At 75.3% G+C, this 13,660-nt stretch carries 11 protein-coding genes and 1 pseudogene; 3 read left to right on the top strand and 9 right to left on the bottom strand.

Going from position 1 to position 13,660, the window contains the following annotated elements; all coding sequences use genetic code 11:
• Nucleotides 1–10 precede the first annotated feature (10 nt).
• The 7 genes from mctP to ACGF5C_RS10790 form a co-directional block, all read right to left on the bottom strand.
• Entirely contained in the window at nt 11–1,666 is a 1,656-nt protein-coding gene (mctP, locus tag ACGF5C_RS10820) for a monocarboxylate uptake permease MctP (RefSeq protein ID WP_393299522.1), read from the bottom strand.
• Between the two features lie 58 nt (nt 1,667–1,724).
• Nucleotides 1,725–1,967: a DUF3311 domain-containing protein gene (locus ACGF5C_RS10815; RefSeq protein ID WP_393299519.1), complete on the bottom strand. Its 243-nt coding sequence runs from the start codon at nt 1,965–1,967 to the stop codon at nt 1,725–1,727.
• A 241-nt stretch (nt 1,968–2,208) separates the two neighbouring features.
• The gene (locus tag ACGF5C_RS10810; protein ID WP_393299517.1) at nt 2,209–3,432 is read right to left on the bottom strand and encodes a bifunctional RNase H/acid phosphatase; all 1,224 of its coding nucleotides are present in this window, start codon (nt 3,430–3,432) and stop codon (nt 2,209–2,211) included.
• 3 nt (nt 3,433–3,435) lie between these two features.
• Nucleotides 3,436–4,173 (bottom strand): zinc ribbon domain-containing protein, encoded by a 738-nt coding sequence (locus tag ACGF5C_RS10805; protein WP_393299514.1) that lies wholly within the window; start codon nt 4,171–4,173, stop codon nt 3,436–3,438.
• Complete coding sequence (locus tag ACGF5C_RS10800) at nt 4,163–4,999, bottom strand: Nif3-like dinuclear metal center hexameric protein (RefSeq protein WP_393299833.1); 837 nt, start codon at nt 4,997–4,999, stop codon at nt 4,163–4,165. Before ACGF5C_RS10800 ends, ACGF5C_RS10805 begins: the two co-directional genes overlap by 11 nt.
• A gap of 169 nt (nt 5,000–5,168) precedes the next feature.
• Nucleotides 5,169–5,741, bottom strand: a complete 573-nt coding sequence (locus tag ACGF5C_RS10795) for a flavoprotein (RefSeq protein ID WP_393299511.1) — start codon at nt 5,739–5,741, stop codon at nt 5,169–5,171.
• A 16-nt stretch (nt 5,742–5,757) separates the two neighbouring features.
• Nucleotides 5,758–6,984, bottom strand: coding sequence for a helix-turn-helix domain-containing protein (locus tag ACGF5C_RS10790; protein WP_393299508.1), 1,227 nt, complete (start codon nt 6,982–6,984; stop codon nt 5,758–5,760).
• Nucleotides 6,985–7,229: 245 nt separating this feature from the next.
• On the opposite strand from ACGF5C_RS10790, the gene ACGF5C_RS10785 reads away from it, so the two are divergent.
• From ACGF5C_RS10785 to ACGF5C_RS10775, 3 genes are all read left to right on the top strand, one after another.
• Nucleotides 7,230–7,901, top strand: coding sequence for a bifunctional DNA primase/polymerase (locus tag ACGF5C_RS10785; RefSeq protein ID WP_350707799.1), 672 nt, complete (start codon nt 7,230–7,232; stop codon nt 7,899–7,901).
• 149 nt (nt 7,902–8,050) lie between these two features.
• Nucleotides 8,051–8,266, top strand: a complete 216-nt coding sequence (locus tag ACGF5C_RS10780; protein ID WP_393299505.1) for a hypothetical protein — start codon at nt 8,051–8,053, stop codon at nt 8,264–8,266.
• 1,005 nt (nt 8,267–9,271) lie between these two features.
• Nucleotides 9,272–9,529 carry a DUF3040 domain-containing protein gene (locus ACGF5C_RS10775; protein ID WP_111132775.1) on the top strand — a complete coding sequence of 86 codons (258 nt, stop codon included), beginning with the start codon at nt 9,272–9,274 and terminating at the stop codon, nt 9,527–9,529.
• Between the two features lie 181 nt (nt 9,530–9,710).
• On the opposite strand, the gene ACGF5C_RS10770 is transcribed toward ACGF5C_RS10775, so the two are convergent.
• Together ACGF5C_RS10770 and ACGF5C_RS10765 are read right to left on the bottom strand one after the other, a co-directional pair.
• Nucleotides 9,711–10,787 carry an SWIM zinc finger family protein gene (locus ACGF5C_RS10770; protein WP_393299503.1) on the bottom strand — a complete coding sequence of 359 codons (1,077 nt, stop codon included), beginning with the start codon at nt 10,785–10,787 and terminating at the stop codon, nt 9,711–9,713.
• A pseudogene (locus ACGF5C_RS10765) lies at nt 10,784–13,507 on the bottom strand (SNF2-related protein); the annotation flags it as partial. The pseudogene ACGF5C_RS10765 and the gene ACGF5C_RS10770, both read right to left, overlap by 4 nt.
• Nucleotides 13,508–13,660: the final 153 nt, after the last annotated feature.

Genomic DNA, 13,660 nt, shown 5'->3' with positions numbered 1-13,660 from the left:
CGCGAGCCGCTCAGGCGACCGGTTCCGGGGCGGCGTCGGCGTCCCGGCGCCCACCTGGCACGACCCGCGGGTCGCCCTCGTCGGCGAAGTAGTCGTCCGGCGTGGTGCCGTCGCCGCCGTCGCGCACATTCGCCGCCCGCAGCACCACCGTCAGCAGCGCCGCCACCGCCAGGTTGACCAGCACGGCCACGATCCCGACGTAGATCGTCTTCGGGGTGTCGAAGCCGAAGTCGGCCAGCGGGAACGCCGAGCCGCCGAAGTGCTTGCGCCCGGTGGCCGCGTTGGGGATCTGGTAGAGCATCCACATGCCCAGCCCCATGCCGGCGACCCAGCCGGCGACGAGCGCGCCCCGGTGGAACCAGCGGGTGTAGAGGCCCAGCGCCACCGCCGGCAGCGTCTGGAGGATGATCACGCCGCCGATGAGCTGGAGGTCGATGGAGAACTGCGGGTCGAGGAAGACGATGCAGGCCACCGCCCCGACCTTCACCACCAGCGAGGTGATCTTCGATACGTTCGCCTCCTGGGCCGGGGAGGCGTCCCGCTTCAGGTACTCCTTGTAGATGTTGCGGGTGAACAGGTTCGCCGCCGCGATCGACATGATCGCCGCCGGCACCAGCGCGCCGATCCCGATGGCCGCGTACGCGACGCCCGCGAACCAGTCGGGGAACTGCTGGTCGAACAGGACCGGCACCACGGTGTTGCTGTCCACGCTCCCTTCCTTCGCCCCGGGCAGCGGCTTCACCCCGGCCGCGATGGCCATGAAGCCGAGCAGCGCGATCAGCCCGAGCAGCAGGCTGTACGCGGGCAGCGCCGACATGTTCCGCTTGATGACGTCCCGGTTCCGGCTGGCCAGCACGCCGGTGATGCTGTGCGGGTAGAGGAACAGCGCCAGCGCCGAGCCGAACGCCAGCGTGACGTACTGGAGCTGGTTGTTGGCGCTCAGCAGCACCCCGTCGTTCGGGTTCGGCGACGCGTCGAACTTCGCGTCGGCGGCGTCGAAGATCTCGCCCCAGCCGCCGAGCTTGTACGGCAGCCAGATGACCGCCACCAGGATCACGACGTAGATCAGCGTGTCCTTGACGAACGCGATCAGCGCAGGGGCGCGCAGCCCGGACTGGTAGGTGTACGCGGCCAGGATCGCGAACGCGACGATGATCGGCAGGTGCCGGGCCAGGGCGCTCTCGCCGGTGACCCCCATCGTCTTGAGCACCGCCTCGATGCCGACCAGTTGCAGCGCGATGTAGGGCATCGTGGCCACGATGCCGGTGATCGCCACCAGCAGCGCCAGCACCGGGGAGTCGAACCGGCTGCGGACGAAGTCCGCCGGGGTGACGAAGCCGTGCCGGTGCGAGACGGACCAGAGCCGGCACAGCACCAGGAACACCAGCGGATAGATCACGATGGTGTACGGAACAGCGAAGAACCCGGCCGCGCCGGCCCCGAACATCAGCGCCGGCACCGCCACGAAGGTGTACGCCGTGTAGAGGTCACCGCCGACCAGGAACCAGGTGATCCAGCCGCCGAAGTTGCGCCCGCCCAGCCCCCACTCGTCGAGGTGGGCCATGTCCTTCGGGGCGCGCCACCGGGCGGCCACGAACCCCATCCCGCTGACCAGCAGGAACAGCAGCGAGAAGACGATGATCTCGGTGAGGTGGTCCCGCCACATCACTGCACCACCTTCGTTCGCGACTGCGGGGCTCGCAGGCCCGGCTCACTCCTCGCGCTCACCGGCCACCCCGCTTCTTCGTCATCTGGTACACCAGCGTCGTGGTGGCCACGCCGAGCAGGATGTAGGCGAGCTGGAGCCAGTAGAAGCGCGGGAAGCCGAGGACACGGGGCGAGTCGCCGTTGAAGAACGCCGGGATCAACGGCACCAGGATCGGAATGAAGAGCAACCAGTTCCAGGGACTGTGGTCCTTAGCCCTGGTCGGCGCCGCCGTGGGCGCCTCCGGTTCGGGTGCGGCCATGTGACACACCTCCGGGTGGGTCGTAGATCGGCAGGATGACGGCCGGAGGCTACGACCATGTGAGCCCGGTCACGTTCGAGCGGATGACGCCGGTGCGCCGAACGGGCGGCGGCGTGCGCCGAACGGCTGCCGGCACCGGCGAAGGCCGGCCGGTCGGGGCGGCGGCAGTCGGGGCGGCGGCCCGCCGGGCTGTTCGGTCCGCCGGGCTGCCGGGCTGCCAGCCCGCCGGGGCGGACCGGGCTCAGGCCGCGGAAAGGTGCGCGGTGTCGTTGACCGTGCGCACGGCGACGCCGCCGTCGGGCCACATGTCCAGCACCGAGATGCCGGCCGCGTCCAGGAAGAGCCGGTGCAGGAACCCGTCGCCGGCCGCGAGCGCGTCGCGCAGCACCAGCTTGATCGGCGAGACGTGGGAGACCACCACGACGGTCTCCCCGGGGTACGCGCGACACAGCCCGTCGACCGCGCGGCGGCAGCGCTCGGCGACGTCGGTGAACGACTCCCCGTCGGGCGGGGCCACCCGCGTCGAGGCGAGCCAGGCGTCCATCTCCCCCGGCCACTCCTCGCGGACCTCGGCGAAGGTACGCCCCTCCCAGGCCCCGAAGTCGCACTCGACGAGATCGTCCTCGCGACGGACCGGCACCCCGCCGAGCGCCCCGGCGATCGCCTCCGCGGTCTGCGTACACCGGGACAGGGGCGAGCTGACCACGGCCGCGACGGACGGGGCCAGCTCGGCCACCCGGGCGGCCGTGGCCCGGGCCTGGGCCCGGCCCCGCTCGGACAGCGGCACGTCGCCGCGGCCGGAGTAGCGGCGCTGTTCGGTGTACGGGGTCTCGCCGTGCCGCACCAGGATCAGCCGGGTGGCGGTGAAGCTCGGCCGCGGCTCCCAGGAGGCGGGCGCGGTCGCCGGGTCGGTGCCGGCGGTCGCCGCCGAGGCGGCGCGGGCGGCCACCTCGCGGGCCCTGGCCCGGGCGGCCGAATCGGGGCCGGCGACCTCGCGCGGGGGCTCCACGACGCGCGGCGGCTCGACCCGGGCCGGGGCCGGGACGCGGCCCGCGGCGGCGGCGTCCATGGCGGCGTTGGCGAGGCCGTCGGCGTGCCGGTTGCGCTCCCGGGGGATCCAGCTGAACCGGACCGCCGCGAAGCGGTCCACCAGGCCGGCGGCCTGCGCGGCGAGCGGGCGCAGCCCCGGGTGCTTGATCTGCCAGCGGCCGCACATCTGCTCGACCACCAGTTTCGAGTCCATCCTGGCCTCGACCTCGCTGGCGCCCAACTCGGCGGCCGCCTCCAGCCCGGCGATCAGCCCCCGGTACTCGGCGACGTTGTTGGTGGCGACGCCGATCGACTCGCTCCGCTCGGCCAGCACCTCACCGGTGCCCAGGTCGCGGACCACCGCGCCGTAGCCTGCCGGGCCGGGGTTGCCCCGGGACCCGCCGTCGGCCTCGACGACGACCACGCGCGGCGCCACGGGCTACAGGCCGGACTCGTTGGTGCGGACCATGATGCGCCGGCACTCCTCGCAGCGGACGACCTCGTCCGGTGCCGCCTTGCGGATCCGGGCCAGGTCGGCACCCGAGAGGTCCAGCCGGCAGCCGCCGCACCGGCCGGCGGCGAGCAGCGCCGCGCCGAGCCCCGAGTCCTCGCGGATCTTGTCGTACAGCTGGACCAGGTCGGCCGGGAGGTCGGCCGCGAGCGGCTGACGGGCGCCGCGCTTGAACTCCTCCTCCTTGGCGATCTCGGCCAGGCTCTCGTCGCGGCGCCGCTCGGCGGCGTCCCGCTTATCCCGGGCCTCGGCGAGCCGCTTCTCGACGCCGTCCAGCACGCCCTGGGCGGTCTCCCGCTGCTCCATCAGCTCCAGCTCGGCGTCCTCCAGGTCGCCCTGGCGGCGGTTGAGCGAGACCAGCTCGTGCTGGAGGGCCTCCAGCTCCCGGGCCGGGCCGTGGCCTGCGGCCAGCCGGTCCTCGTTCTTGGACTTGCGGGCGCGCACCTGGTCGACGTCCTTCTCCAGCCGGGCGATGTCCCGGTCCAGGTCGTCGACCGCCACCTGGGCACGGACCCGCTCGTCCTCCAGCGCGGACAGCTCCCGGGCCAGCGCCTCCAGCTCGGCCCGCTCCGGCAGCGTACGGCGGCGGTGGGCGAGCTGGGCGAGGGCGGTGTCGATCGCCTGGAGGTCGAGCAGGCGGCGCTGGACCTGCGGGTCAGCCTTCACGGTCGGGCTCCTTGTCGTCCACCGCGGGTGGGGCGGCGTGTACGGTCCACGGGTCGGTGTCCAGGTCGGACACCAGCGTCTCGACGCCTGTCGCCTCCCGCAGGATGGCGGCCAGGTCGTCCAGCCACGGTCGTTCGGTCGCCCAGTGGGCGGCGTCGAGCAGGGCCGGGCCGTCGGCGGCGAGGTGCTCGCCCGCCGGGTGGTGCCGCAGGTCGGCGGTGAGGAACGCGTCCACCCCGGCGGCGGTCGCGTCGGCGAGGAAACTGTCTCCCGCGCCGCCGCTGACCGCGAGGGTTCGAACCATACGCCCGGGGTCCCCGGCGGCGCGAACTCCCCAGGCCGTGGCGGGCAGCACCGTGGCGGCGTGCCGGGTCAGCTCCGCCAGGGTCATCGGCTCCGGCAGCTCGCCGATCCGGCCGATCCCCCGGCCGGCGCCGTGGGCCGGCGAGCCGGGCGCGGGCCGGTGCAGCGGGCGCAGCCCGGTCAGCCCGAACTGGGCGGCGAGCGCGTCGGAGACCCCCGGGTCGGCCACGTCGGCGTTGGTGTGCGCGACGTACAGCGCCACGTCGGCCTTGATCAGCCGGTGGACGATCCGGCCCTTGTAGGTCGTCGGGGCCACCGAGGAGACGCCGCGCAGCAGCAGCGGGTGGTGGGCGACGATCATGTCGACGCCGGCGTCGAGCGCCTCGGCGACCGTCTCGGGCACCACGTCGACCACGCAGAGGACCCGGCGCACCGGGGCGCACGGCTCGCCGAGCACCAGCCCGACCCGGTCCCATTCCTCGGCCCACGCCGGCGGGTAGCGCCGCTCCAGCTCGGCGACCACGTCGGAGACGGTCGGCGGGTCCGCGTTGGTGCTCACGGCGGGCCAGCTTACCGGCGCGGGGCGTGGCCGGGGGCGTCGCCCACCGACGCGACGGCGTGTCCGCCGCTACCGGGCGCGCCAAGTGGTCCCTTGCTGGCGCACAGCGTCAGCAAGGGACCACTTCTTGCGGTCAGGCGGCGGGGCAGAGCCGGTCCCGGACGGCGGCCAGGCCCGCCGCCCACGGGAAGGCGTGCACGTGGCGCTCGCCGGTGCCGGGCGGGTGCAGCGGGACGACGTGGTCGCCGAAGAGCACCGTCACCCCCCACTCCGCGAGCCGGGCGATGCCGGCCCGGAAGGCCGGGTGGGCCGCCATCGCCGCGTTGGTGTACGGCACGGCCACCAGCGGCACCCCCAGTCCCTGCGCCTCGACCAGCAGCCCGAGGGCCAGCGTGTCGGTGATCCCGGCCGCCCACTTGTTGACCGTGTTGACCGTCGCCGGGCAGACGATCATCGCGTCCGCCGGCGGCAGCACGTCGAGGTCACCCGGGTTCTTGTAGTGGGTGCGGACCGGGTGCCCCGTCTGTCGGGCCAGCGCGGCCCGGTCGACGAACTTCGCGCCGTCCGGCGTGGTGACCACGCAGACGTCCCAGCCGTCCTGCTGGGCCAGCTCGACGAGCCGGCCGACGTGGCGGGCCAGCGGCGAGCCGCAGGCGATGACGTAGAGCACCTCGCGGCGCTCGCTGCTCGGGTGCGGGCCGGCCATCAGGCCGGCTCCGCGCTCATACCCCTACTCCCATGTGCTCAGCCAACTCCGCAATCGGAGAAGGCGGCGCACCACGTGTGCGACGCAGGACGTCCGACATCACCTCGTGGGCGATCGGCCGGCAGCGGATGTCCGACGGGGCGAGGCGGTCGCCGCGCAGCAGCATCTCGCCGGCGTTGGACACGTCGCCGACCTGGGCGAAGCCCCGGGCGATGTCGAGCAGGTGGTGGGCCCGGCGCTCGGGCAGCAGCGCGTTGAACGCCAGCTCCTGGATCCGGTGGTGGACCTCCACCGCGCGGCCCCCGTCGCCCATCTCGACCGCGGCGGCTGCCCGGTGCAGTTCCACGTTCGTCGGCCCGAACGAAGTCCAGTAGTGGTTGTGGTCGCCGCCCAGCAGGGTGGCCGCCTCCTGCGCGCCGTTGATCAGATCGCCGACCGTGGCGGAGTCGCCGATCCGGGCGGCGGCCATCGCGCCCTGGAGCAGCAGCATCCCGTAGACCGAGAGGCGGTCCGGGGACGCCTCGTTGCCGCCGCCGGGGGCGAGCCGGTTGGCGATGGCGACGTTGAGTTCGAGGGCGGGGCGGGGCCGGCCCATCGCCACCAGCGCGTTGCAGACCCGGGTGGTGGCGATGCCGGCCAGCAGCGGGTCGTCGGCGCGCTGGGCGACCGCCATCGAGCGGTCGGCAGCCAGCCAGGCCAGGTCGCACTCGCCCAGCTTGCGCAGCACCGACGAGGCGATCTGGTAGACCTGACCGAGCAGGTGGGCCGCCTCCCGGCCCTCGTCGCCGCCGTAGCCGGCGTCGGCGGCCTGGGCGTCGCGCAGCAGCTTCGGCAGCGCCCGGGTGAGCATCCCGTAGCGGCCGTACTGGTAGGTCAGCCAGGCGTGGTTGACGGCCTTGCGCATGTCGTCCAGCGGGGGCGGGTACGGCGCGGCGTCGAAGTACGCACTCATCGAGTCGTACCGCTCCAGGGCCGCCCGGATCTCCTGCACCTCGATCTGGTCGATGCAGTTCAACGCGTCCGTACGCCGCTCCGGATCCTTGCCGAGCAGCAGTTGCACGTCGACCTGGAGGATGTCGGCGATCTCGTAGAGGACGGAGAACTTGTCCAGCCGGCGCACCCCGCGCTCGACCTTGTCCACCCAGCTCTTCGACTTGCCCAGCCGGTCCGCGAAGACCTGCTGGGACATCTTGCGCCGCCCCCGCCAGTAGGCCACCCGCCGCCCTATGGGTAACTCGTCCATCTGCCCATCCCTCCCCTGTCTGGCCCCGGCCTGCGGCCGGGTCGACCCATCGCGGTTGCGGGCGCGCGGTACGCCTCAGGTTTCCGCTGGTCGCACAGCGTGTACGTCAGCCGTACAGCCAGTTCTCGTATTTTTCGTGCAAGTTGCATGAGCCGTTCGTCAGCTCAACGATCACGGGTTACGGCAGTGACGGTGCTCGACATGCGACCTGGACGCCGACCGGGTCCGGCGAAGGGAGATGGCACATGTGGGGGAACGTCGGGCCGCGCGTCGTGCAACTGTCGCCCTTGGAGCGCGTACGGCTGCGTCGGGTGGCCGTGCGCTACGCGGCGCACGGCTGGGACGTCACCCCCGGCGCCTGCCTCGCCCGCAGCCGCTTCGTCTGCGGACGCGCCGGTTGTCCCACGGTCGGCTGCCACCCGGCGCTGGAGAACTGGGAGCACGCGGCGAGCGCCGACCCGGCCCGGGTGGCAACCTGGTGGCGCACCCGGCCGCACGGCGTGCTGCTGCCCACCGGGCGGGCGTTCGACGTGCTGGAGGTCCCCACGCACCTCGGTCGCCACGTCCTGGACGCGGTGCAGACCCACCCGGCCGGCGTCGGCGTACGCGGGCCGGTGCTGGTGACCCCGACCGGCCGCTGGATGTTCCTGGTCCGCCCCGGCGATCCGCTCCGCCCCGAGTTGGACCACTGCTTCCACGTGGTCCGGCACGGTCCCGGCTCGTGGATCCCGGCCCCGCCGACCCGGCTGCCCGAGGGCACCGTCCGCTGGGCGGTCGCGCCCGAGCAGGCCCGCTGGCAGTTGCCGGACTCCTACCTGGTGCAGAACGCCCTGATCGACGCCCTGCGGGCCACCGGCGTCACGCTCACCTCCGACCTCCTCCCCGGGCACCTGCCGCTGCCCCGCCGAGGCATGTGACCGCCTTCCCTCGACAGCTGCACGGAGCACCCGTTCCCGCCGAAAGGGTCGGACGCGACGCCGGAGCGCCGGTTCCCACCCAGCGGGTCGGACGCGACGCCGGAGCGCCGGTTCCCACCCAGCGGGTCGGACGCGACGCCGGAGGGCCGGTGCTCGTTGAGCACGGCGACGGCGCGTCCGCGCCGGGAGCGGGGGGTTACATGTCCACCGACGACGCCGCGCGTCAGCCGGGCGGGGCCGAGCCGCCGCCCCGCCACCACCGGCCGCGCCACCGCTGGGCGGCCACCCGCCCCGCCGGCTCCCGCCCGGGCCGTCCACGCCCCCTCGGCTCCCGCCCGGCCACCACCCACCGCCCCTTCCGCTAACCCAACCCAACCCACGCCGCTCGCATCCCCGCCCCACCCGGCCGTGCCCCGGCCCGCCCCGGCGCACCGTGCTCGGCTGCTGCCCGCCCGGACGGGCGGGGGTGCCGTCGGTCACCGTGGTGCCGGTGGCGTCGCCGGCCGCCACGTCGTCGCCGAAGAGGCTGCGGACCTGCGGGGTCATCGCCAGGGCCGCGCCGCCCGCGACCACGGCGGCGGTGCCGCCGAGGGCCACGAGGGCCCTGCGCCGGCCGACCCCGCGGCCCGGCTCGTCGTCATCGTCCAGGTTGGGCGGTCCGGCGCCGGTCGACGGCGCGGCGGCCTGGTGGGCGAAGCCGCCCGGGCCGACCCACTGCGGGCAGCACGCGGCCGGGTGGCCGGCGTGGGCGTACGGCCGGCGCGGGTCGACCGGGTGTCCACCGGGGTGCTGGGCGGGGGCGTCGTAGCGGTACGGCGCAGGGTAGCTGTCGCGGTGTCCGTCGTAGGCGGGGTGCTGGCGTCCGTCCCGGCCGCGGTCGTCCCACGGTCGGCGTGGTGGCACATTCTGGTCGGCCATGCACCAATCCGTTCTCCACGCGCCGCGACGACTGCGATCGGGCAAGGGGTGCAGGTGCGGCGACTCGTGCCTGAGGGGGTTTACGGGACGGTAACCAAGGCCCCGGGGGCCATCAAGCAAGCGCGGAGAGCGCTCACGAGGGCACGTAAGACGGCCCTCAGCGCGGCGCGGCGGGGGCGGCTTTCCGCCCGCCCCGGCACGGACCTCCCGAGCAGGGCGTACGCGGCCCGCCACGGACCGCACGTAACGATTCTGGGCCAGCCGACGCCTGACGCCGCATTCAGTGACACAGGCAAATTCAAGGTGCGGATAAGCCTGCCCTGGAGCGCCCGTTCCACGGGCCCGGCACGCCGCCGCCCCGGCGGGCGGCAAAGTAAGCACCAGGACGAGAGCGTGAGCCGCCGCCGCAGCGGGTATGCCGCCGAACCGCTGAACGCGTGAGGGGAAGGCACATGCTCAGCAAAGAGGATCAGCGCAGGTTCGAGCAGATCACCCGTCACCTCCGGGAGAGTGACCCGGCGTTCTTCGCCCGGCTCGACCACCGGGCCCGGGCCCGCCGGAGCCGGTGGCTGATGCTTCTGACCATCGTGCTGTGGGCCTCGCTCCCGGCGATGACCGTGCTGGCCGGCCGGCTGGCGGGGGCCATCTGCGCGGTGGTGCTGGTGGCCAACGCCGCACTCATGTGGCGGTTCCGCCGCCGCTGGCTGTGACCGGGCGACGACGGTCCCGGCGGGCCGGCGATCCGCCGGCCGGCGCGGCCATGCCGTGCCGCTGGCTGTGACGGGCGACGACGGTCCCGGCGGGCCGGCGATCCGCCGGCCGGCGCGGCCATGCCGTGCCGCCGGCACCGCGCCGGGTGACACCGGCCGGCGATCCGCCGGAGGGGAAGGCTCACCGGCCGAGCAGCCGATACGCCCGCCGCAGCCGTTCGACCAGGCCGGGCCCGCCGATGGCGGGGGCCGGCGCGCCGAGCTGCCGCAGCAGCAGGTCGGGCCCGGTCGCCAGGCTGGGCGGCCGGTCGGGCAGCGGGACGGGCGGCAGCCAGAACCGGTCGACCGACTCGGCCAGCGGCGCCGGCGGCAGGCCGGCGAGCGCCCGCGCGGCCCCGACCGGCGGGGACTCCACGGCGTCCCGCCGGTCGCCGGAGCCGCGCAGGTCCACAATGGACGGCCCGTCGCCGGCGTCGTGGCGCCGCACGGCGGACGGCCCGCCGCCGGCATCGCGGGACTCCGGTGTGGACGGCCCGGCGCCGGCATCCCGGCGCTCCATGGCGGACGGACCGGTCACGGCGTCGCCGCCCGGCGGCACGGTGGACGGGCCGGCCGGCGGGTCGGCGCCGGCGGCGGTCCCGGCCCGCAGGGCGCGCAGCCGGTCGAGCAGCGCGGCCCGGCCCCGGCCCCGCCAGTGCAGTAGCTGGAACGGGTCGGCGTCGAACGCCTCGGCCAGCAGGTAGAAGGTGGCCGCGAGGTGCTTGCACGGCACGGCGAAGTCGGGGCAGCTGCACCGCTGGCGCAGCTCCGCCACCCCGGCCGGGAAGAGCGGGGCGCCGGCCGCCGTGAACAGCTCCTCCAGCTCCGGGGGCAGGTCGCCGGCGAGCAGCCGGGCGCTGAAGAACGCCTGGGCGGCCAGGTCCGCCTCGACGCGGGACCACAGCTCCGGCGGGAACGGGGTCAGCGCGATGCTCACCTCGTACGGCTGCGCGCGGGAGCCCTGCACCAAAGCGCTGACGGTGCCCGGGGCGACGTCCAGGCGGACGACCTGGCCGGCCCGCGCGTACGCCCGGCCGCGGGTCAGCCGGGTGCCGAGGGCGAACGACTCCAGCACCTCCAGGAAGCGCCGCGACCACCAGGACCGCCCGATCGCGCCCCGGGTGCTGCGCGCCTTCAGCCCGCCGTCGACCCGGCGCGGCCGGCCGTAGTCGGCGAACCGGCCGGTCGCCCCGCCGTCGCGTTCGGGCTGCCCGCTCACTCCACCACCGCCCCGGCCTCCAGGGTGAACAGCTCGCGCAGTTGCGCGGTGGACAGCTCGGTGACCCACTGCTCGCCGGTGCCGACGACGGAGGCGGCCAGGCTCCGCTTGTCGGCGATCAGCGCCGCCACCTTCTCCTCCACCGTGCCGGCGCAGACGAACTTGCGGACCTGCACCCGGCGCCGCTGGCCGATCCGGAAGGCCCGGTCGGTGGCCTGGTCCTCGACGGCCGGGTTCCACCACCGGTCGACGTGCACCACGTGGTTGGCCTCGGTGAGGGTGAGCCCGGTGCCGCCGGCCTTGAGCGACAGCACGAAGATCGCCGGCCCGTCCGGGGACTGGAACCGGGTGACCATCGCGTCCCGGTCGGCCTTGCCGACGCCGCCGTGCAGGAAGAGCACCTCCCGGCCGAACCGGGCCGACAGGTGGCCGCGCAGCATGCCGCCGAACTCGGCGTACTGGGTGAACAGCAGGGCGCGCTCCCCCGCCGCCAGGACCTCGTCCAGGATCTCCTCCAGCCGGGCCAGCTTGCCGGAGCGGCCGTCCAGCGCCGAGCCGTCGCGCAGCAGTTGGGCCGGGTGGTTGCAGACCTGCTTGAGTCGGGTCATGGTGGCCAGCACCAGACCGCGCCGCTCGATGCCGTCGCTGGACTCGATCCGGGCCAGCATGTCGTCGACCACCGCCCGGTAGAGCGACGCCTGCTCGGCGGTGAGGTTGCAGAGCACCTCCATCTCCAGCTTCTCCGGCAGGTCGGAGATGATCGAGGAGTCGGTCTTGAGCCGGCGCAGCACGAACGGGCCGGTGATCCGGCGCAACCGCTCGGCCGCCTCGGCGTCGCCGTGCCGCTCGATCGGCTCCGCGTACGCCTTCTTGAAGGTCGCCGCCGGGCCCAGCAGGCCCGGGTTGGCGAACTGCATGATCGACCAGAGGTCGGCCAGCCGGTTCTCCACGGGCGTGCCGGTCACCGCGATCCGGTGCCGGGCGGGCAGCGCGCGGACCGCCTCGGCCTGCCGGGTGGCGGCGTTCTTGATCGCCTGGGCCTCGTCGACCACCACCCGGTGCCAGTCGACGCCGGCCAGGTCGACCGCGTCCCGGGCCGCCACCGAGTAGGTGGTGACGACCAGGTCCGCCTCGTGCACGGCCGTCGCGAACGCCGCCCCCCGCGCCCGTTCCGCGCCGTGGTGCACGTGTACGCGCAGCCCCGGCGTGAACCGGGACGCCTCCCGCTGCCAGTTGCCCACCAGCGACATCGGGCAGACCAGCAGCGTCGGGCCGGCCTCCGGCGGGTCCTGCGCGAGCAGGGCGAGCAGTTGCACCGTCTTGCCGAGCCCCATGTCGTCGGCGAGCACCCCGCCGAGCCCGAGCGACTGCAGGAACGCCAGCCAGGCGAGCCCCCGCCGCTGGTACGGCCGCAGCGTGCCGTGGAACCCGGGCGGCGGATCGAGCGGGGTGAGGCGCCGCTCCACCGCCCCGGCCAGCAGGTCGCCGAGCGCACCGTCCGCGCTCACCTCCAGCACCGGCAGAGCGTCGGGCTGACCGCCGTCGGCCAGGCCCAGGCGGAGCAGGTCGGCGACGGTCAGCGCGCCGGAGGAACGGAGCAGCCGCAGGCCGGCCGCGAGGCGCTTCGGGTCCAGCTCCACCCACCGCCCGCGCAGCCGCACCAGCGGGGTCTTCAGCGCGGCCAGCGACGCCAGCTCCTCGGCCGTCAGCGGCTCGTCGCCGAGGGCCACCTCCCAGCGGTAGTCGACCAGGGCGTCCAGCCCGACCCCGCCGCCTGCGGCGACGGCGCCGGGGGCGGTCCGGCTGCGGGCCTGCAACCGGGCGCCCAGCCGCGACGACGGGCGCCGCCACCAGGACGGCAGCAGCACGGCGAAGCCGGCGGCGTGCAGCACCGGCGCGCCCTCGCGGAGGAACCGGTGCGCGCCCTCGACGTCCAGCTCCAGCGCCTCCGGCGTCGCGGTGCGCAGGGCGGTGTCCAGCTCGGGCCAGAGCCGGCTGGCCCGGCCCAGCTCGGCGAGCAGGGTCTCCTGCGGGTCGTCCCGCCGGCCGGCCAGCCCGGCGACGGTCTCCGGCGCCCGCCAGACCTGCCCGGCGTCCACGTGCAGGCTCGGCTCGTCGGCCGCCTGGAGCCCGAACTCGACCCGCCACGTCCCGCTCGTCGCGACCGGCGCCGCCGGGTCGGCCGGCACCACGACGACCGGCTCGGCGATCTCGTCGGCGGGCGGCTCGACCAGGCGGAAGCTCGCCCGCACCGCGCCGCCGGCCGCGTCGCGCTGCCAGGCGGCCAGCTCGGCACGGAGGGTGTCCAGCGCGGCCGGCTCGGCGGCGAAGTCCCGGACCGGTCCGGAGAGGGCGGCCAGCCAGGCCGGCACGGCGCCGTTCGGGCGTACGCCCCGGGCCAGCGTGGTCTCCGCGAGAGCCGCCCGGACCGCGGCGTCCGTGAGCGCGTCGAGCGCGTCGGCGACCAGCGCACCCGGCCCGTCGTCGATGCCCGGCCCGTCGTCGACGGTGGCGCGCGGGCGGCCCGGCGCGTTGGCGGCGGCGCCCGGGCGGGCCGGCGCGTTGGCGGTGGCGCCCGGGCGGGCCGGCGCGTTGGCGGTGGCGCCCGGGCGGGCCGGCGCGTTGGCGGTGGCGCGCGCGGCCGGCGGCAGGGCCAGCGCCAACGCCCGCGCCCAGGCGGCGTCCGTGCCGGTCAGCAGGGGCCGCCACACCGCCCGGGCGGCGACCCGCACCCGCTGCCCGTCCACGGTGGACCAGTCGTCGACCTGCGACGCGCGACGGCGCGTGCCGTCGTGGCCGGGTTTCCCCGACCTGCCCGCGCCCTCGGGCCGCCCGGTCGGCGCAAGGGTGCCGCCGGTGGACAGGGTCGACGC

It is taken from the genome of Micromonospora sp. NPDC047620 (assembly GCF_043205005.1).
Taxonomy (GTDB): Bacteria; Actinomycetota; Actinomycetes; order Mycobacteriales; family Micromonosporaceae; genus Micromonospora.
This window is presented reverse-complemented; position numbering and strand designations above follow the sequence as displayed.

What these genes read in the sequence shown, in the direction of transcription:
- mctP (WP_393299522.1), bottom strand. Translation starts at nt 1,666, where the DNA reads ATGTGGCGGGACCACCTCACCGAGATCATCGTCTTCTCGCTGCTGTTC.
- ACGF5C_RS10815 (WP_393299519.1), bottom strand. Translation starts at nt 1,967, where the DNA reads ATGGCCGCACCCGAACCGGAGGCGCCCACGGCGGCGCCGACCAGGGCT.
- ACGF5C_RS10795 (WP_393299511.1), bottom strand. Translation starts at nt 5,741, where the DNA reads ATGGCCGGCCCGCACCCGAGCAGCGAGCGCCGCGAGGTGCTCTACGTC.
- ACGF5C_RS10790 (WP_393299508.1), bottom strand. Translation starts at nt 6,984, where the DNA reads ATGGACGAGTTACCCATAGGGCGGCGGGTGGCCTACTGGCGGGGGCGG.
- ACGF5C_RS10785 (WP_350707799.1), top strand. Translation starts at nt 7,230, where the DNA reads ATGTGGGGGAACGTCGGGCCGCGCGTCGTGCAACTGTCGCCCTTGGAG.
- ACGF5C_RS10775 (WP_111132775.1), top strand. Translation starts at nt 9,272, where the DNA reads ATGCTCAGCAAAGAGGATCAGCGCAGGTTCGAGCAGATCACCCGTCAC.